The organism is Leclercia sp. UBA2479, assembly GCF_002341985.1.
GTDB classification, from domain to species: domain Bacteria; phylum Pseudomonadota; class Gammaproteobacteria; order Enterobacterales; family Enterobacteriaceae; genus Enterobacter; species Enterobacter pneumoniae.
On sequence record NZ_DDPB01000013.1, the window covers coordinates 123,759 to 142,865 of the forward strand.

The following is a 19,107-nucleotide window of genomic DNA, read 5'->3' on the forward strand; positions in this document are numbered from 1 at the left end:
ATGACCGACGAGCCCCTGCGCCCGGATCCGGATCGTTTGCTGGAACAGACCGCTGCGCCCCACCGCGGTAAGCTAAAAATCTTCTTTGGCGCCTGCGCGGGGGTAGGAAAAACCTTCGCCATGCTGGCGGAAGCGCAGCGTTTGCGCGCCCAGGGGCTCGATATCCTGATCGGCGTGGTTGAAACCCATGGTCGTCAGGAGACCGCCGCACTGCTTACCGGGCTGGCGACACAGCCACCCCGGCATTTCACGCACCGTGGCCGTACGGTCACGGAGTTTGACCTTGATGCCGCCCTCGCCCGCCGCCCGGCGCTGATCCTGATGGACGAACTGGCCCACAGCAATGTGCCCGGATCCCGCCATCCCAAGCGCTGGCAGGATGTGGAAGAGCTGCTGGAAGCGGGCATCGATGTGTTTACCACCGTCAACGTGCAACATCTCGAAAGCCTCAATGACGTGGTGAGCGGTGTCACCGGCATTCAGGTGCGTGAGACGGTCCCCGACCCCTTCTTCGACGCCGCCGACGAGGTGGTGCTGGTGGATCTGCCGCCGGACGATCTGCGTCAGCGCCTGCATGAGGGCAAAGTCTATATTGCCGGTCAGGCCGAGCGCGCCATCGAACATTTCTTCCGTAAAGGTAATCTTATCGCCCTGCGCGAACTGGCGCTGCGTCGCACCGCCGATCGGGTGGACGATCAGATGCGAGCCTGGCGCGACCGCCAGGGAGAAGAGAAGGTCTGGCACACCCGCGATGCCATCCTGCTGTGCATTGGGCATAGCCGGGGTAATGAGAAGCTGGTACGTACCGCCGCGCGACTGGCGGCGAAGCTTGGCAGCGTCTGGCACGCGGTCTACGTCGAAACCCCGCAGCTACATCGCCTGCCGGAGCAGCAACGGCGCGCCATTCTTAGTGCCTTGCACCTGGCCCAGGAGCTCGGGGCCGAGACCGCCACGCTCACCGACCCGGCGGAAGATAAAGCCATTGTGCGCTATGCCCGGGAACATAACCTCGGCAAAATCGTGCTCGGACGTCGCAATCGCCGTCGCTGGTTCGATCGCAGCAGCTTCGCCGACAAGCTGGCCCAGCGCGCACCGGAGCTGGATCTGGTGGTGGTGGCGCTGGATGATACCCCTGCCCCGCTACTGGTCAAAACGCCCGATAATCGCACTTTTAACGAGAAGTGGCGCATCCAGCTGCGTGGTTGTCTGGTGGCTGTGCTGCTTTGCGCCCTCATTACCTTTATCACCAGTCAATGGCTGCCCGGTTTTGATGCGGCCAACCTGGTCATGATCTATCTGCTGGGAGTCGTGGTGGTGGCGCTGTTTTACGGGCGCTGGCCGTCGGTCCTGGCGACGGTGATTAATGTCATCAGCTTTGACCTGTTCTTTATTGCGCCACGCGGCACGCTGGCAGTTTCAGACGTGCAGTATGTGCTCACCTTCGCGGTAATGCTCGCCGTGGGATTGCTCATCGGTAACCTCACCGCCGGAGTACGCTACCAGGCGCGGATTGCCCGCTATCGTGAACAGCGCACCCGCCACCTGTATGAGATGTCGAAAGCGCTGGCAGTGGGCCGCACCCCGCTGGAGATCGTCCAGACCAGCCAGCAATTTATTCACTCCACCTTTCATGCCCACAGCCTGATTCTGCTGCCGGACGCCGAAGGCAAGCTCGGCCCGCTCACCCCCGCCACCGGCATGACGCCCTGGGACGAGGCGATAGCGCGCTGGAGCTTTGATAAAGGCTTACCGGCGGGTGCCGGCACGGATACCCTGCCCGGCGTGCCGTATCAAATTTTACCGTTACGCAGCGCAGCCAATATTCAGGGGCTGGCCATTGTTGAGCCGACAAATCTGCGCCAGCTGATGATCCCCGAGCAGCAACGGCTACTGGAAACCTTTACCCTGCTGGTCGCCAGTGCGCTGGAACGGCTGGCACTCACCACCAGCGAAGAGCAGGCAAGGCTTGCCAGCGAGCGGGAGAGTATTCGTAATTCACTGCTCGCCGCCCTGTCGCATGATCTCCGTACACCGCTGACGGTGCTGTTTGGCCAGTCAGAAATTCTGACCCTCGACCTGGCGGCTGAGGGGTCGCCGCATGCTACGCAGGCCAGTGAGATCCGCCAGCATGTCCTGAATACCACCCGACTGGTCAACAATCTGCTGGATATGGCGCGCATCCAGTCTGGCGGCTTTAACCTGAAAAAAGAGTGGCTGACGCTGGAAGAGGTAGTCGGCAGCGCCCTGAAAACGCTGGAGCCGGGCTCGGGTAGGCGGCATATCGCGCTGGATCTGCCTGAGCCCCTGGCGCTGATCCACGTCGATGGCCCGCTGTTTGAACGGGTCCTCATCAATCTGCTGGAGAATGCGGTGAAATATGCCGGCCCGAAAGCCGATATCGGTATTCAGGCCCGGACAGCCGAAAAACGGTTTACGCTGACGGTGTGGGATAACGGACCGGGCATTCCTGACGGGCAAGAGCGCGCTATCTTTGATAAGTTTGCTCGCGGGAACAAAGAGTCGGCCATTCCTGGCGTCGGGCTGGGGCTGGCTATCTGCCAGGCGATAGTCGAGGTGCATGGCGGGACAATTACGGCGCAAAACCGCCCCGAGGGAGGGGCCCGTTTTTGTGTTACACTCCCGCTCGAACCGCCCCCTGAACTCAATGGCTTACCCGAGGATATGTGATTAACGTCCTGATAATCGAAGACGAACTGGCTATCAGCCGCTTTCTGCGCACCGCTCTGGAAGCCGACGGTCTGCGCGTCTACGAAGCGGGAACACTGCAGCGCGGTCTGCTGGAAGCGGCGACGCGCAAACCCGATCTGGTGATCCTCGATCTCGGCCTGCCGGATGGCGACGGGCTGGACTTTATTCGCGACGTGCGCCAGTGGAGCCAGATGCCGATTATCGTCTTGTCGGCGCGGGTAGAAGAGGATGACAAAATTGCCGCGCTGGATGCCGGTGCAGACGATTATCTCAGCAAGCCGTTCGGCATTGGCGAACTGCAGGCGCGTCTGCGTGTGGCGCTGCGTCGTCATGGGAGTACGGCCTCTCCAGATCCCGTTCATCGCTTCTCGGATATCACCGTTGATCTGGCGGCGCGCCGTATTGTGCGTGGCGAAGAGGAGATCCACCTCACCCCCATTGAATTTCGCCTGCTGGCGATACTGCTTAACAATCATGGCAAGGTGCTGACCCAGCGCCAGCTGCTGAATCAGGTCTGGGGGCCGAACGCGGTAGAGCACAGCCACTACCTGCGCATTTATATGGGCCACCTGCGCCAGAAGCTGGAAGCCGATCCCGCGCGCCCGCGCCATCTGTTAACTGAAACCGGGGTCGGGTATCGCTTTTTGCTCTGATCGCAGGCCATAAAAAAACCCGGTGGCGCGACCGCCTACCGGGTATGTTTTCCGCCTTCCGCTATCAGGCGTTTTTCAGCACTTCGCTCACTATCTCTACCGCTTCTTTCTCAATCAGCTTACGGTGTTCGTCGCCGAGGAAGCTTTCGCAGTAAATTTTATACGCATCTTCCGTGCCGGACGGACGCGCCGCGAACCAGCCGTTTTCCGTCATCACCTTCAGGCCGCCAATAGAGGCGCCGTTGCCCGGCGCCGCGGTCAGACGGGCGGTGATCGGATCACCCGCCAGGGTATCTGCGCTCACCTGCTCCGGAGAGAGTTTAGAGAGCGCCGCTTTCTGGGCAGAGGTTGCGCTCGCCTGGATGCGGTTATAGCTCGGTGCGCCAAAGCGTGCCGCCAGTTCGTTATAGTGCTCCTGCGGGTTTTTACCGGTAACCGCGGTAATTTCCGCAGCCAGCAGGCACATGATGATGCCGTCTTTATCGGTCGACCACGGGGTGCCATCGAAACGCAGGAACGAGGCCCCTGCGCTCTCTTCACCACCGAAGCCGAAGCTGCCGTCATGCAGACCATCCACGAACCATTTGAAGCCTACCGGAACTTCGACCAAGTTGCGGCCGAGGTCGTTCACCACCCGGTCGATCATGGCGGAGGAGACCAGCGTCTTACCAACGGCGACATCTTTGCCCCACTGTGGACGGTGCTGGAACAGGTAGTTAATCGCCACCGCCAGGTAGTGGTTCGGATTCATCAGCCCAGCCGGGGTGACGATGCCGTGGCGGTCATAATCCGGGTCGTTAGCGAAGGCCAGAGCGAACTTGTCGCGCAGCGCCAGCAGCCCCGCCATCGCACACTCGGATGAGCAGTCCATACGGATTGCGCCGTCTTTATCCAGGTGCATAAAGCGGAAGGTTTGATCGACCTGATCGTTAACCAGGGTCAGATCCAGCTTGTAAAACTCGGCGATACGTTTCCAGTATTCAATACCGGAGCCGCCGAGCGGATCGACGCCCAGCTTCAGGCCCGCTTTCTGGATAGCCGCCATATCGACGATATCCGCCAGCCCTTCAACGAAGGGTTGCACCAGATCCTGCTCTTTCACGTGGCCAGAGGCCATCGCCGCGTCCAGAGAGATACGCTTCACGCCTTTCAGACCATCGGCCAGCAGCGCGTTAGCACGATCTTCCACCACTTTGGTGACGTTGGTGTCAGCCGGGCCACCGTTAGGTGGGTTATATTTGATACCGCCATCTTCCGGCGGGTTATGCGACGGGGTGATGACGATACCATCGGCCTGCGCCCCGCCCTTTTTGTTATGCACCAGAATGGCGTTGGAAACGGCAGGGGTCGGCGTATAGCCGTTATTTTCCTGCACGATCACGTCTACGCCGTTGGCAGCCAGCACCTCCAGCACGGAGATAAATGCGGGCTCAGAGAGCGCATGGGTGTCTTTACCCACGTAGCATGGACCGGTTACGCCATTTTTGGCGCGCTCTTCCGCGATGGCCTGGGCAATGGCCAGAATGTGTGGTTCGTTAAAACTGTGGCGAGCCGCGCTGCCGCGGTGACCAGACGTACCAAACTTCACTGCGTGTTCTGCGTTGCCCACCTGAGGCTTCAGCACATAGTACTGAGATGTCAGTTGAGCGACGTTAATCAAATCGCTTTGTTGTGCAGGCTGACCCGCACGAGTGTGATTTGCCATTGCCTGATCCTTCCAATGCAAGGGTTAGATTGTACCGCAAACCTTATCAGTCAATTCCGCCGGGAACTGCATGGACTGCATGATATGTTCGATCATGCTGCGCTTGCGTCCCGTGTTGGTATTGGTGATGACCCAGTACGGCGTACCAGGAACATGTTTGGGCTTAGTTTGATTGCCATTCTGCAACAGGGTCTGCTCGTCGCCCGCGAAGTAGACGCGGGTTCGGCCATGCAGAGATTCTGTTGCGTCAGCGAATGCCTTGTTATCCAGTGAATACAGTGTAGACAGCACCAGCATAAAGCGGTTGACGGCTTTCTTTTGTTCCGCGTATTCGTCCGAGAGCAGGAGCTCGCGCATCGCGCGCACTCTGTCTTTTGCCGGGGTATTCGGCTTTTCTTGCGCAGGCGTAGAAGGCAGGCGCACTTCTTTGGTGGCCGGAGCGGCAGACAGGGTGGCATTTGAAACTTTCAGCATGCGCCGTAAAATGTCGGACGCGCTCTCGCCGATATGCCGTGTCTGGCTGGCAATATAGTGATAGAGCTCGTCATCAACTTCGATTGTTTTCATCTTAATCCAGTGCGATATCTTATCTGAATACAAGTCGTTGGGAGTATAAGGTCTAAACCCAACAGCGGATAGCGTCAAACCTGAGTGGCGGCAAAAGTCAGATTAAACTGTTTCCTTGCAGCCGGGCGGCAGAATGGTCAACATAATACCCTAACCTGACATCCGTAAAAAAAGAACTTTGCCATGAAATTAAATACCCGAGCGCAATCTGCACAATCGCCGCACAATAATTCTCCCGTTGTTCTGGTTCACGGTCTGTTTGGTAGCCTGGATAACCTTGGCGTGCTGGCGCGGGATTTAGTCACCGATCACGATATCCTGCAGGTGGATATGCGTAACCACGGTCAGTCGCCCCGTTCCTCTGAAATGACCTACGCCGCAATGGCTCAGGATCTGCTGGATACGCTGGATGCGCACAACATTGAGAAAGCCGTATTGATTGGCCACTCGATGGGCGGCAAAGCGGTGATGGCGCTGACGGCGCTGGCCCCGGAACGCATTGCAGGGCTGGTAGTCATTGATGTGGCGCCGGTTGATTATCAAGTACGTCGTCATGATGAGATCTTTGCTGCTATCAATGCGGTCACGGACGCAGCGGTGACGACACGCCAGCAGGCCGCTGCGATTATGCGCCAGCATCTCGATGAAGAGGGGGTGGTGCAGTTCTTGCTGAAATCCTTTATTGATGGCGCCTGGCGCTTCGATGTTCCTGTGTTGTGGGATCAATATGCCAATATTGTGGGCTGGCAGACCGTTCCGGTCTGGCCGCATCCGACGCTCTTTATTTGCGGTGGCAACTCACCTTACGTTACCGAGGCTTACCGTGAAGCACTTCTGGCGCAATTCCCTCAGGCCCGGGCGCATGTCATTGCGGGGGCAGGACACTGGGTTCACGCTGAAAAACCTGATGCCGTACTGCGTGCCATCCGTCGTTACCTCGCTGAAGGCGAGAATTGATTAAAAAATTGATTAAAAAGAAAGCGACTGGTCGTCTGGGGGCGACCAGTCGTTGGCGTGCTGTTTTCGGTGATGTATGATGGCGCGCTTATCGCCCGGGCTTTAGCAGGGCGTCTTTGTTTCCCCCGAAGTCTCAAAATCATGGCCAAAGAACAAACGGACCGCACGACACTAGATCTGTTCGCGAATGAGCGTCGCCCGGGACGACCGAAAACCAATCCGCTTTCGCGCGATGAACAGCTGCGCATCAATAAGCGCAACCAACTTAAACGCGATAAAAGTCGTGGGCTTAAACGCGTCGAGTTAAAATTGAACGCTGACGCCGTAGACGCCCTGAACGAACTGGCCGCGGCCCGGGAGATGAGCCGTAGCGAACTTATCGAAGAGATGCTGATGCTGCAGCTGGAACAGCTGCACGGCAAAGCCTAAGTCAGAAAAATCCCCTTCTTCTTGTTTTCATGTAGCACAGAGTGCAGTCCTGCGCGATAGCAGTTTCCGCAGGCTTCTCTGTTCTGCTATGATTGCCCTTATCCGTGGACAATTTGCGCCACCATACTATTAAGTTTCAAGAGGTTATTTTACTCATGGCTATCATCGGCATTTTTTTCGGCAGCGACACCGGTAACACGGAAAACATCGCAAAAAACATTCAAAAACAGTTGGGTAAAGACGTTGCCGATGTTCATGACATAGCTAAAAGCAGCAAAGAAGATCTGGAAGGCTACGATATTCTGCTGCTGGGCATCCCGACCTGGTACTACGGCGAAGCGCAGTGTGACTGGGATGACTTCTTCCCGTCCCTCGAAGAGGTAGACTTCACCGGTAAGCTGGTTGCCCTCTTCGGCTGTGGCGACCAGGAAGACTACGCAGAGTACTTCTGTGATGCCCTGGGTACGATTCGCGACATCATCGAACCACGCGGCGCCGTGATCGTGGGCCACTGGCCAACGGCGGGCTATCACTTCGAAGCCTCTAAAGGTCTGGCGGATGATAATAACTTTGTGGGCCTGGCCATCGATGAAGATCGTCAGCCAGAGCTGACCGCAGAGCGCGTTGATAAATGGGTTAAGCAGATTCGTGATGAGCTGCAGCTCGACGCCATTATCAATGCCTGATTGCAATACAGCGCAGCGATGGCGCTGCGCTGTATTGATAGGTAATATCAATCAAAATAATTGCTACAAATTTTTAACTTTTGCTTTCATACCTGTACAATGATCCAGGTCAAACGGGGTAGCTTGATAACAACTTTGTTGGCAGCACCACGTTTTTATAAGCATACTTTGCTTGAGGCTTGCAGTTTTCATTTAAGCATGGCAGTTCTATAATGAGACGCATTATCTCAACTGCATTTTCTGTCACTTCTCTGTTTGAAGTGAATCGTTTAGCAACAGGACAGATTCCGCATGACTGACAACAATACCGCATTAAAGAAGGCCGGGCTGAAAGTCACGCTTCCTCGTCTTAAAATTTTGGAAGTACTTCAGGAACCGGTAAACCATCATGTCAGTGCGGAAGACTTATATAAACGTCTTATCGACATGGGCGAAGAGATTGGTCTGGCTACCGTTTATCGTGTTCTGAACCAGTTTGATGACGCCGGCATTGTAACCCGTCACAATTTCGAAGGCGGCAAGTCTGTTTTCGAACTGACTCAGCAGCACCATCACGATCACCTGATTTGCCTGGATTGCGGCAAAGTGATCGAATTCAGTGATGATTCCATCGAATTACGTCAGCGCGAAATCGCCGCTCGTCATGGCATTCGTCTGACCAACCACAGCCTCTACCTGTATGGTCACTGTGCTGAAGGCGATTGCCGCGAAGACGATCACGCGCACGACGCCCGTTAATCACTTCTCGTACTCTGAGCCAACCTGACGGTTGGCTTTTTTTTGCCCATCAGAAGGCAAAAAAAACCGGTGCCGCAGATGAATGCGCCACCGGACATGATAACAACCACTTACTGTGCGTTGTTGTTACGTATTTCCTGCCAGATTTTATCGCAGCGTTTTGCCACTTCCTGATCGTTACCTGTTTTACGCGCCTGAATACAAGCCTGATAATCCATTACGCGAACGTTCTCCTGCGTGGCAAACTGTTCATGTGCTTTCTCTTTCTTTAGCACGTTCAGCACGCTCTGGCAGGCCTCCAGTTTTTCCGGGGAGCCTTGCGCCGTATTAATACAGGCGCTGTAAGCCTCTTTCAGGCGTGAATCCTCTTTCTGTGCCGGAGAGTGGGCGCAAGCCGCCAGCCCCGAGGCCAGCACGGCCACAAGAACCATTTTTCTCAACATACTCTATGCTCCTGTCTGCGGGTTGCGCATCAGAAAATGGTGAACGGTGCGATAACCATAAACTTCACGTCACGCTCATCCTGGAAGATGTTGCCATAGCCACCAGCGTAGCTCGGAATGTCGGAGTGGTTGTCGTACTGGGTGAAGTGCAGCTTAAACATGGTGCCTTTCGCACACCCATCCTGCAGGGTATAAATCGCATCCAGACTGTAAGCAGACTCTTTCAGACGGTAGTTAGGATCGTAATAGGCGTCTGGGGTCGCCATATCGCCCGGTTTTGCATCCCAGGCGTAAGCATAAGATGCCCCCACCGCCCAGCCTGGCAGGTTCCAGTTTTTCAGATCATACATAGCGCCGAAGAAGATTGCTTTTTCGCCATCGGCGTTGAAGTCAGAGCGGTTATCCCACCATACGTCCAGTCGACCATTAGAGGAGGCGTAGGTTGGCGTCATACGTTGCAGGAAGTAACCCTGCTGCCCGTCGGCCTTCACATAGGTCCCTTCGAGGCGTAAATCCACCTGCCCTACTTTGTAGCCGAAGGTGAGCGCCTGCAGCCATGCGGTGCCATCATAAATATCGTTAACGCTGCCGTCGCTGACTTTATCGCGCGTACCGTAGAACTGATAAGTGGTGGTCAGTGGGCCGCCGATAACATCCAGCTTGTAGCTGGCTTTGGCGAAGTACTGATCGATATAGCCTTCCGCCTGGCCAAATGCCGCTTCCAGCACCAGGTTGTTTTTGAAGTCATATTTCGCGCCGAAGGAGTGGAGATAATCCACTTTGGTGGTTTTATCATTTTGATAAAACTTATCCATTTCGATGTGCCACGGCGATTTATATTCGTTCGTCCACATGTAAGAGAAGCTCAACGCACCGGCATCACCGTAATCAAAGTTGGCTCCGGCCTCGGCACCCTGATAGGTACCGGGCATAAAACTCCAGTGCGGGGCTAATAGTGTCTGACCGGTCGGCTGAATATAACCGCCACGCGCCCAGACCGGGCCATATTTAAATTTCGCCGCGGCTTTATAGAGGCTGATCCCACTCTTATCGCCGGACCAGTCTTCAGAATAGGCTTTATTACTTTTTGAGAAGGCAATTTCGTTTGGATGGGCGCTGTCGCCATTCTCTGCCATTTCAATAGCGGTGAACGCCGCAATATCCAGACCAAACATATCGGCCGCATAACCCGACTGGAAATCGAGATTGGCGTTCCAGGTCGAATGAGAAAGGTTGGTTTTATATTTATCCGCATCGGTAACATCTTTACGGTCGCGCTCGCGCTGCCAGTAATAGATGCCGCCCGTCAGAGTAGAGTCATCGATAAAACCGGCGGCCTGCACCTGAGGGGCGACCACAAAACCTGACATGGCTGTGATACCGGCGATAGCCAGCGACAGCGCACTACGTTTGCCATTAAACGTACGCATAATGTATTCCTCATTGACGATTTAAAAACGCCTTAAGCGGCGTAAAAATAAAAAAGACCTGCGGTCACGGTGGCTGGAAATATCCCCGAAATTGCCACCGCCTTTAGACTATTTTTCGCGACGCGAATTATCAATGCTTTTCAGAGAGGAAAATGCAGGATTATGACGAAGTGCACATAATCAGTAGTGTTTTGAAACATTCAACAGAAGCCAGATATTTTCATAATAAATTCAAGTAAAAATCGATAGTTAACAATAATTATTATCTTTAATCTTTCTAACAATACATTTTTTAGGGAATGAGTAAGTTTATTTTATAAAAAAAGTAGCAGCTCATTGACCACTAATTTCGCGAGGGGTTAAAGCGGCTAATAAATAAAATCCTGATCGATAAGCAAAAAAAAACGCCGCAGAAGCGGCGTTTGTTTGTGGTTGACCTGATTACTCGCCGATTTTGGCCCAGGTATCACGCAGCCCCACGGTACGGTTAAAGACCAAATGGTCTGCCGTTGCGTAGCGGCTGTCGAGGCAGAAGTAACCTTCACGCTCGAACTGGTAGGCTTTGCCAGCTTCAGCATTCGCCAGAGAAGGCTCCGCATAACCCTGTCTGATGACCAGCGATTCCGGGTTGATGGTTGCCAGGAAGTCATCCGCAGCGCCTGGGTTAGGTACGCTGAACAGACGGTCATAAAGGCGAATTTCTACCGGCAGCGCATGGGCAGCGCTCACCCAGTGGATAACACCCTTCACTTTACGGCCATCGGCAGGATCCTTGCTTAGGGTCTCTGCATCGTAGCTGCAGTAAATGGTGGTAATGGTACCCTGTTCGTCTTTCTCAACGCGTTCTGCTTTGATTACGTAGGCGTTACGCAGGCGCACTTCTTTACCCAGCACCAGGCGTTTGTACTGCTTGTTCGCTTCTTCACGGAAATCTGCACGATCGATCCAGATCTCAGCGCTGAACGGCACATCACGGCTGCCCATCTCAGGTTTGTTTGGATGGTTTGGCATGGTGACCTGCTCGCTCTCACCCTGCGGGTAGTTTTCGATCACCAGCTTCACGGGATCGATAACGGCCATTGCGCGCGGTGCGTTGTCGTTAAGATCTTCACGAATACAGGACTCCAGAGAGGCCATCTCAATGGTGTTGTCCTGCTTAGTTACCCCAATGCGTTTACAGAATTCGCGAATAGAAGCCGCGGTATAACCACGGCGACGCAGACCGGAAATGGTCGGCATACGTGGGTCATCCCAGCCTTCAACCTGCTTGTCGGTAACCAGCAGGTTCAGTTTACGCTTGGACATCACGGTGTATTCCAGATTCAGACGAGAGAACTCGTACTGACGCGGATGCACAGGGATGGTGATGTTATCCAGCACCCAGTCATACAGACGACGGTTGTCCTGGAACTCCAGCGTACACAGGGAGTGCGTAATGCCTTCCAGCGCATCGCTGATGCAGTGGGTGAAGTCATACATCGGGTAGATGCACCACTTGTTCCCGGTCTGGTGGTGTTCCGCGAACTTAATGCGGTACAGCACCGGATCACGCATGACGATAAACGGCGAGGCCATATCGATTTTGGCACGCAGACAGGCTTTACCCTCTTCGAAGCCACCGGCGCGCATTTTTTCAAACAGGGCCAGGTTCTCTTCCACGCTACGATCGCGGAACGGGCTGTTTTTACCCGGAGCGGTCAGGGAGCCACGGTATTCGCGGATTTCGTCAGCAGAGAGTTCGTCAACGTAGGCGAGGCCTTTATTGATCAGCTCAACCGCGTAGGCGTAAAGCTGATCAAAATAGTTAGAGGAGTAGCAGATGTCGCCAGACCAGTTGAAGCCCAACCATTGTACGTCGTTCTTAATGGACTCTACGTACTCGATATCTTCTTTCGCCGGGTTGGTGTCATCGAAACGCAGATTGCATTGACCCTGATAGTCTTGCGCGATGCCAAAGTTCAGGCAGATAGATTTCGCATGACCAATATGCAGGTAGCCGTTTGGCTCCGGCGGGAAACGGGTGTGAACAGTGGTGTGCTTACCAGTAGCCAGATCTTCATCAATGATCTGACGAATAAAGTTACTCGGGCGGGCTTCAGCCTCACTCATCGTGGATTCCTCAAAGCGTAAACGACATATAACGGCGTATGATCTTATAAGCTGGTCGCAGTGACAACCTCTAAAAACGCCCTGGATGTAAATAATGGGGGCAAGTGCTGCAAAAAAAAGCGGCGGGGATATCCCCGCCGCTCAGGCATCAACGCTAACTCAGGAGCACTTACTTGCCTTTAATTTCATACAGTGGAGTTTGACCGGCAACCACCTGACCCTGCGCCTGAATAACCAGACCGCTGAAGTCGTCGATGTTGCTACAAACCACCGGGCTGATCATCGAGCGTGCGTTGGCGTTCAGGAAATCCAGATCCATTTCCAGAATCGGCTGGCCTGCAACCACTTCAGCCCCCTCTTCTACCAGGCGAGTGAAGCCCTGGCCGCCCAGCGCAACGGTATCAATACCCATGTGGACAACGATTTCCGCGCCTTTGTCGGTTTCGAGGCAGAACGCGTGGTTGGTATTAAAGATTTTCACCACGGTACCGGCTGCTGGAGAAACCACGGTTTTTTCAGTGGGTTTCACGGCAACGCCGTCGCCTACCGCTTTGCTGGCAAAGGCTTCGTCAGGCACCTGCTCCAGCGCTACCACTTCGCCGGTAACCGGAGAGACCAGCGCCGCGATGGTGACGGCGTTAGGTACAGCCTGCGGTTTTGCAACCGGTGCGGCTGTTGGCGCCGGCGCGGTTTCTGCCGCTGCTACCGGGCCAGTGGTTTTCATCGCGTTAGCAATTTTCTCAGCCACAAAGCCTACGATAATCTGCACGCTGGTTTTGTTCAGGCGAATAACGCCAGAGGCACCCAGACGTTTTGCCAGCGCTTCATTCACCAGTGAGGAGTCTTTCACGTTCAGACGCAGACGGGTGATGCAGGCATCGATACCGGTCAGGTTGTCAGAACCGCCGACTGCGGCGATGTACTGACGCGCCAGACCTGCAACGTCCTGGTCTTTATCTGCGCTAACATTCACATCTTCACCATCTGCTTCGCTACCGGCAACGGCCAGCTCACGCCCCGGCGTCATCAGATTGAATTTGGTGATAGTGAAACGGAACACCACGTAGTAGATAGCGAAGAACACCAGACCCTGCAGGATCAGCATGTACCAGTGAACCGCCAGCGGGTTACGGGAAGAAAGCACCATATCCACCAGACCGGCACTGAAACCGAAGCCTGCAATCCACTGCATGCTGGCAGCGATAAAGACAGAGATACCGGTCAGCACCGCGTGGATCACATACAGTACTGGCGCAACGAACATGAAGGAGAACTCCAGCGGCTCGGTGATACCGGTGAAGAAGGCTGCGAACGCCCCCGCCATCATGATACCCAGCACTTTTGCTTTGTTCTCTGGACGCGCGCAATGGTAGATAGCCAGCGCCGCACCCGGCAGACCGAACATCATAATCGGGAAGAAGCCCGCCTGATAACGACCAGTGATACCCACTACCGCTTTACCGGCTTCGATGGACTGTGCGCCGCCGAGGAAGTTAGGAATATCGTTAATGCCTGCCACGTCAAACCAGAACACGGAGTTCAGAGCGTGGTGCAGCCCCACCGGGATCAGCAGACGGTTGAAGAACGCATAGACGCCCGCACCGACGGAACCCAGCTTCTGGATATGTTCACCAAAGTTCACCAGGCCATCGAAGATCACCGGCCAGATGTACATCATGATGAAGGCAACCACGATCATCACGAAGGAGGTCAGGATCGGTACCAGACGACGACCGCTGAAGAAGGAGAGCGCTTTCGGCAGTTCAACGCCGCTGAAGCGGTTGTACAGCTCAGCAGAGATGATACCCACCAGAATACCCACGAACTGGTTGCTGATCTTACCGAACGCCGCCGGAACCTGTTCCGCCGGGATTTTCTGAATCATTGCAACCGCAGCAGGCGAGCAGAGCGTGGTCAGCACCAGGAAGCCCACAAAACCGGTCAGTGCCGCAGCACCGTCTTTATCTTTGGACATGCCGTACGCCACGCCAATGGCGAACAGAACGGACATATTATCGATAATGGCAGAACCGGATTTAATGAAGAACGCCGCTACCGCGCTGTCTCCACCCCAACCCACCGGGTCAATCCAGTAACCGACACCCATTAATATCGCTGCGGCTGGCAGCGTGGCGACCGGTACCATTAAGGCACGGCCAACCTTTTGTAAATAACCTAGAATACTCACTTTCTTCCCCCTATGAGACCCCGTTAAGGCGCGTTCTCAGCTGTGTTTTTATTGTGTCACTAACTTATAAATACAGTTGATGATTCACTGGCTGATTGAGTGTGTGAAAAATTAATTCGTATCGCAAATTAAACGCGTACTTTTTGTGATTTTTGTCACCAAATATCGTTAATTACCCCTCCCTGCACTGGCAAACAGCGAAAACTTATTTTATGATTCAAAAAATCAAGACGAATTGACCCCTCACGGCAAGAACCAGGTTAGGCTTAGATCGTGCCCAGGCGCTCAATCCGCCAACTTTTTATTTTCAAACTCAGAGGTGAATAATGAGACTGATCCCCCTGGCTACAGCAGAACAGGTCGGTAAATGGGCTGCACGCCACATCGTAAACCGTATCAACGCGTTCAAACCTACCGCCGATCGTCCTTTCGTACTCGGTCTGCCGACCGGAGGCACGCCTCTTACTGCGTATAAAGCTCTGGTTGAGATGCACAAAGCGGGCCAGGTCAGCTTCAAGCATGTGGTGACCTTCAACATGGATGAATACGTTGGCCTGCCGAAGGAGCATCCGGAAAGCTACCATAGCTTTATGCACCGTAATTTCTTTGACCACGTTGATATCCCGGCTGAAAACATCAACCTGCTGGATGGCAACGCGCCTGATATTGACGCAGAGTGCCGCCAATACGAAGAAAAAATCCGTGCTTACGGTAAAATTCACCTGTTTATGGGTGGCGTGGGCAACGATGGCCATATCGCGTTTAACGAGCCCGCCTCTTCCCTGGCCTCACGCACCCGTATTAAAACCCTGACCCATGACACCCGCGTGGCAAACTCCCGTTTCTTTGACGGCGACGTTAATCAGGTACCAAAATACGCCCTGACCGTTGGCGTGGGTACGCTGCTGGATGCAGAAGAGGTAATGATTCTGGTGCTGGGCAACGTGAAAGCGCAGGCGCTGCAGGCGGCCGTTGAAGGCAACGTTAACCATATGTGGACCATCAGCTGTCTGCAGCTGCATCCGAAGGCCGTTGTGGTGTGTGATGAGCCATCTACGATGGAACTGAAAGTCAAAACGCTGAAATACTTCAACGAGTTAGAAGCAGAAAACATCAAAGGTCTGTAATATAGCCCCGCCTCTTTCATTTGGGGCGGGCAGTTTTTTTAATACCGGGGGTCGTTATGTACGCTTTAACCCACGGTCGGATTTATACCGGCCATGAAATTCTGGATGACCATGCGATTGTTGTCGCAAATGGCCTGATTGAACGTATCTGCCCGCTGAGCGAACTGCCAGCGGACATCGAGCAACGCGCGCTGAATGGTGCCATCATCTCCCCCGGTTTTATCGACGTGCAGCTTAACGGCTGCGGCGGCGTGCAGTTTAACGACACGGCTGAAGCGGTCACGGTGGAAACGCTGGAGATCATGCAGAAAGCGAATGAGAAATCCGGCTGCACCAGCTATTTACCGACGCTGATTACCACCAGCGATGAGCTGATGAAACAGGGTATTGCGGTCATGCGCGACTACCTGAGCCAACACCCGAATCAGGCTCTGGGTCTGCATCTTGAAGGGCCGTGGCTCAATATCGTTAAAAAAGGCACCCATAACCCGGACTACGTACGTAAACCGGATAGCGAACTGGTGGATTACCTGTGCGCTAACGCCGACGTGATTACTAAAGTGACCCTGGCACCTGAAATGGCCGGGCCTGAGGTCATCAGCAAATTGTCTGCCGCGGGTATCGTGGTCTCTGCGGGCCACTCCAACGCTACCCTCAAAGAAGCCAAAATCGGTTTCCGCGCGGGCATTACTTTTGCGACGCATCTCTATAACGCAATGCCCTATATTACCGGGCGTGAACCAGGGCTGGTTGGTGCGATTTTCGATGAGCCAGACGTTTATTGCGGCATCATCGCTGATGGTCTGCACGTAGATTATGCCAATATCCGCAATGCCAAACGCATCAAAGGCGACAAGCTCTGTCTGGTTACAGATGCGACCGCGCCCGCAGGTGCAAATATTGAGCAGTTCATTTTTGCTGGTAAAACAATATACTACCGGAATGGACTGTGCGTGGATGAGAACGGCACCCTCAGCGGCTCTGCGCTGACGATGATCGAAGGTGTCCGCAATCTGGTTGAACACTGTGGTATTGCGCTGGATGAAGTCCTGCGTATGGCAACGCTCTACCCGGCGCGCGCGATGGGTGTCGCGACCAGGCTAGGCAGCATTGCGCCAGGCATGGTGGCAAACCTGACCGCATTCACGCACGATTTTAAAATCATCAAGACCATCGTTAACGGTAACGAGGTCGTCACTGAGTAAGTAAAAGTATGACATCAGGCGGACAAGCTCAAATTGGTAATGTTGATCTCGTAAAACAGCTGAACAGTGCGGCGGTTTACCGCCTGATTGACCAGCATGGGCCCATCTCCCGAATTCAGATCGCGGAACAGAGCCAGCTTGCCCCCGCCAGCGTCACGAAAATTACCCGTCAGTTGATTGAGCGTGGCCTGATCAAAGAAGTGGATCAGCAGGCCTCCACCGGAGGCCGTCGCGCCATCTCGATCATTACCGAAACCCGTCATTTCCATGCCATCGGGGTGCGTCTGGGTCGCCACGACACTACGCTGACCCTGTATGACATGAGCAGTAAAGCCGTTGCCGAAGAGCACTATCCCCTACCAGAACGGACTCAGGAGACGCTGGAACATGCCCTGCTGAATACCATCGCCCTCTTTATTGAGACCCACCAGCGTAAAATTCGCGAACTGATTGCCATCTCCGTGATTCTGCCCGGCCTTGTCGACCCGGAAAGCGGCGTGATTCGCTACATGCCTCATATTCAGGTTGAAAACTGGGGACTGGTTAAGGCGCTGGAAAAACGTTTTAACGTCACCTGCTTTGTCGGCCACGATATTCGCAGCCTGGCGCTGGCTGAGCACTACTTTGGTGCGAGTCAGGATTGTGAAGACTCAATACTGGTGCGTGTTCACCGCGGAACGGGGGCCGGGATCATCTCGAATGGTCGCATTTTTATCGGCCGTAATGGCAACGTGGGCGAAATTGGCCATATTCAGGTAGAGCCGCTGGGTGAACGCTGTCACTGCGGCAACTTTGGCTGCCTGGAAACCATCGCCGCCAATGCCGCTATAGAACAGAGGGTGCGCCACCTGCTCGAGCAGGGCTACCAGAGCCGCCTGACCCTGGAAGAGTGTAAAATTGGCGCGATCTGCAAAGCCGCCAACAAAGGCGATGCGCTGGCCTGTGAAGTGATTGAGCAGGTTGGACGCCACCTGGGTAAGACCATCGCCATCGCCATTAACCTTTTCAACCCGCAGAAAGTGGTGATTGCCGGTGAGATCACTGAAGCCGAAAAGGTGCTGTTACCGGCCGTTGAAGGCTGCATTAATACCCAGGCGTTAAAAGCATTTCGCCAGAACCTGCCGGTAGTGCGCTCGACGCTGGATCACCGCTCTGCCATTGGTGCCTTTGCGCTGGTGAAACGCGCCATGCTCAACGGGATCCTGTTGCAACGTTTGCTGGAAAACTAACGGGGTTTTATAGTGACGCCTTCTTTTTCAGATGTCGGACAGTCCATGACCATTAAGAATGTAATTTGTGATATCGACGGCGTGCTGATGCACGACAACGTTGCCGTGCCGGGCGCAGCGGAATTTCTTAACGCCATCATGGAAAAAGGGATGCCGCTGGTACTGCTGACCAATTTTCCGTCGCAGACCGGGCAAGATCTGGCGAACCGTTTTGCCACCGCCGGCGTAGATGTGCCAGAGAGCGTGTTTTATACCTCTGCCATGGCCACCGCCGATTTCCTGAAGCGTCAGGAGGGTAAGAAAGCCTATGTGGTGGGCGAAGGTGCGCTAATTCATGAACTCTATAAAGCCGGCTTCACTATTACTGATGTGAATCCGGATTTTGTCATCGTGGGTGAAACCCGCTCCTATAACTGGGAGATGATGCACAAAGCCGCTTATTTCGTGGCAAACGGCGCTCGCTTCATCGCCACCAATCCCGATACCCATGGTCGCGGTTTCTATCCGGCTTGCGGGGCACTCTGCGCGGGCATTGAGAAAATTTCTGGCCGCACGCCATTCTATGTGGGCAAACCCAGCCCCTGGATTATTCGCGCGGCGCTCAACAAGATGCAGGCCCATTCCGAAGATACGGTGATTGTGGGCGATAACCTGCGTACCGATATTCTCGCCGGCTTCCAGGCGGGGCTGGAGACCATCCTTGTTCTCTCAGGCGTTTCGACCCTCGACGATATTGACTCCATGCCGTTCCGCCCGAGCTGGATTTACCCCTCGGTCGCCGAAATCGATGTTCTGTAAGCTGAAACCACGTCCTGCGACGTGGTTTTTTCATTTTATTGCCAGCAAAAAGTTATCACATTTAATAAAAACCCCTCTTCACTAACAATTCATCAAAGAATAAGGTTAAGACATACGCATTTTTCAACATTCAG

16 protein-coding genes are annotated in these 19,107 nt (G+C 54.3%); 10 read left to right on the forward strand and 6 right to left on the reverse strand.

All coding sequences use genetic code 11. From position 1 onward, the window contains the following. Together kdpD and kdpE are read left to right on the forward strand one after the other, a co-directional pair. Positions 1 to 2,688, forward strand: a complete 2,688-nt coding sequence (gene kdpD, locus B3B59_RS18460; protein ID WP_286809692.1) for a two-component system sensor histidine kinase KdpD — start codon at positions 1 to 3, stop codon at positions 2,686 to 2,688. After that, positions 2,685 to 3,362, forward strand: coding sequence for a two-component system response regulator KdpE (kdpE, locus tag B3B59_RS18465; RefSeq protein WP_286777683.1), 678 nt, complete (start codon positions 2,685 to 2,687; stop codon positions 3,360 to 3,362). Before kdpD ends, kdpE begins: the two co-directional genes overlap by 4 nt. Positions 3,363 to 3,426: 64 nt before the next feature. Here the strand turns inward: kdpE and pgm are convergent, their stop codons facing one another. Together pgm and seqA are read right to left on the reverse strand one after the other, a co-directional pair. Then, on the reverse strand, positions 3,427 to 5,067 hold the full coding sequence (gene pgm / locus B3B59_RS18470; RefSeq protein ID WP_286809693.1) for a phosphoglucomutase (alpha-D-glucose-1,6-bisphosphate-dependent): 1,641 nt from the start codon (positions 5,065 to 5,067) through the stop codon (positions 3,427 to 3,429). A 24-nt stretch (positions 5,068 to 5,091) separates the two neighbouring features. Continuing rightward, positions 5,092 to 5,634: a replication initiation negative regulator SeqA gene (gene seqA, locus B3B59_RS18475; RefSeq protein ID WP_286809695.1), complete on the reverse strand. Its 543-nt coding sequence runs from the start codon at positions 5,632 to 5,634 to the stop codon at positions 5,092 to 5,094. 183 nt (positions 5,635 to 5,817) lie between these two features. Here seqA and ybfF point away from each other — a divergent pair, with 183 nt between their 5' ends. From ybfF to fur, 4 genes are all read left to right on the forward strand, one after another. Continuing rightward, on the forward strand, positions 5,818 to 6,591 hold the full coding sequence (ybfF, locus tag B3B59_RS18480; protein ID WP_046886585.1) for an esterase: 774 nt from the start codon (positions 5,818 to 5,820) through the stop codon (positions 6,589 to 6,591). A gap of 141 nt (positions 6,592 to 6,732) precedes the next feature. Beyond that, the gene (ybfE, locus tag B3B59_RS18485) at positions 6,733 to 7,020 is read left to right on the forward strand and encodes a LexA regulated protein (RefSeq protein WP_046886586.1); all 288 of its coding nucleotides are present in this window, start codon (positions 6,733 to 6,735) and stop codon (positions 7,018 to 7,020) included. 155 nt (positions 7,021 to 7,175) lie between these two features. After that, positions 7,176 to 7,706, forward strand: a complete 531-nt coding sequence (fldA, locus tag B3B59_RS18490) for a flavodoxin FldA (RefSeq protein WP_040076552.1) — start codon at positions 7,176 to 7,178, stop codon at positions 7,704 to 7,706. A gap of 291 nt (positions 7,707 to 7,997) precedes the next feature. After that, the gene (fur, locus tag B3B59_RS18495; RefSeq protein ID WP_040076553.1) at positions 7,998 to 8,444 is read left to right on the forward strand and encodes a ferric iron uptake transcriptional regulator; all 447 of its coding nucleotides are present in this window, start codon (positions 7,998 to 8,000) and stop codon (positions 8,442 to 8,444) included. A gap of 110 nt (positions 8,445 to 8,554) precedes the next feature. Here the strand turns inward: fur and chiQ are convergent, their stop codons facing one another. The 4 genes from chiQ to nagE all read right to left on the reverse strand — a co-directional run bounded on the left by chiQ (position 8,555) and on the right by nagE (position 14,614). After that, positions 8,555 to 8,884, reverse strand: coding sequence for a ChiQ/YbfN family lipoprotein (gene chiQ / locus B3B59_RS18500; RefSeq protein WP_046886590.1), 330 nt, complete (start codon positions 8,882 to 8,884; stop codon positions 8,555 to 8,557). Between the two features lie 32 nt (positions 8,885 to 8,916). Then, entirely contained in the window at positions 8,917 to 10,317 is a 1,401-nt protein-coding gene (gene chiP, locus B3B59_RS18505; RefSeq protein WP_286809696.1) for a chitoporin ChiP, read from the reverse strand. Positions 10,318 to 10,758: 441 nt separating this feature from the next. Beyond that, positions 10,759 to 12,426: a glutamine--tRNA ligase gene (gene glnS, locus B3B59_RS18510; RefSeq protein ID WP_046886589.1), complete on the reverse strand. Its 1,668-nt coding sequence runs from the start codon at positions 12,424 to 12,426 to the stop codon at positions 10,759 to 10,761. A gap of 169 nt (positions 12,427 to 12,595) precedes the next feature. Next, positions 12,596 to 14,614, reverse strand: a complete 2,019-nt coding sequence (gene nagE, locus B3B59_RS18515; protein ID WP_072056315.1) for an N-acetylglucosamine-specific PTS transporter subunit IIBC — start codon at positions 14,612 to 14,614, stop codon at positions 12,596 to 12,598. Between the two features lie 326 nt (positions 14,615 to 14,940). Between nagE and nagB the strand changes: the two genes are divergently transcribed. Genes nagB through nagD form a run of 4 tightly spaced genes read left to right on the forward strand, consistent with a single transcriptional unit; the run spans position 14,941 to position 18,973 of the window. After that, positions 14,941 to 15,741, forward strand: a complete 801-nt coding sequence (gene nagB / locus B3B59_RS18520; protein ID WP_046884281.1) for a glucosamine-6-phosphate deaminase — start codon at positions 14,941 to 14,943, stop codon at positions 15,739 to 15,741. Between the two features lie 56 nt (positions 15,742 to 15,797). Further along, positions 15,798 to 16,946, forward strand: coding sequence for an N-acetylglucosamine-6-phosphate deacetylase (gene nagA, locus B3B59_RS18525; protein WP_046884282.1), 1,149 nt, complete (start codon positions 15,798 to 15,800; stop codon positions 16,944 to 16,946). 8 nt (positions 16,947 to 16,954) lie between these two features. Further along, positions 16,955 to 18,175 (forward strand): DNA-binding transcriptional regulator NagC, encoded by a 1,221-nt coding sequence (gene nagC / locus B3B59_RS18530; protein ID WP_046884283.1) that lies wholly within the window; start codon positions 16,955 to 16,957, stop codon positions 18,173 to 18,175. 45 nt (positions 18,176 to 18,220) lie between these two features. Next, the gene (nagD, locus tag B3B59_RS18535; protein ID WP_040076560.1) at positions 18,221 to 18,973 is read left to right on the forward strand and encodes a ribonucleotide monophosphatase NagD; all 753 of its coding nucleotides are present in this window, start codon (positions 18,221 to 18,223) and stop codon (positions 18,971 to 18,973) included. Positions 18,974 to 19,107: the final 134 nt, after the last annotated feature.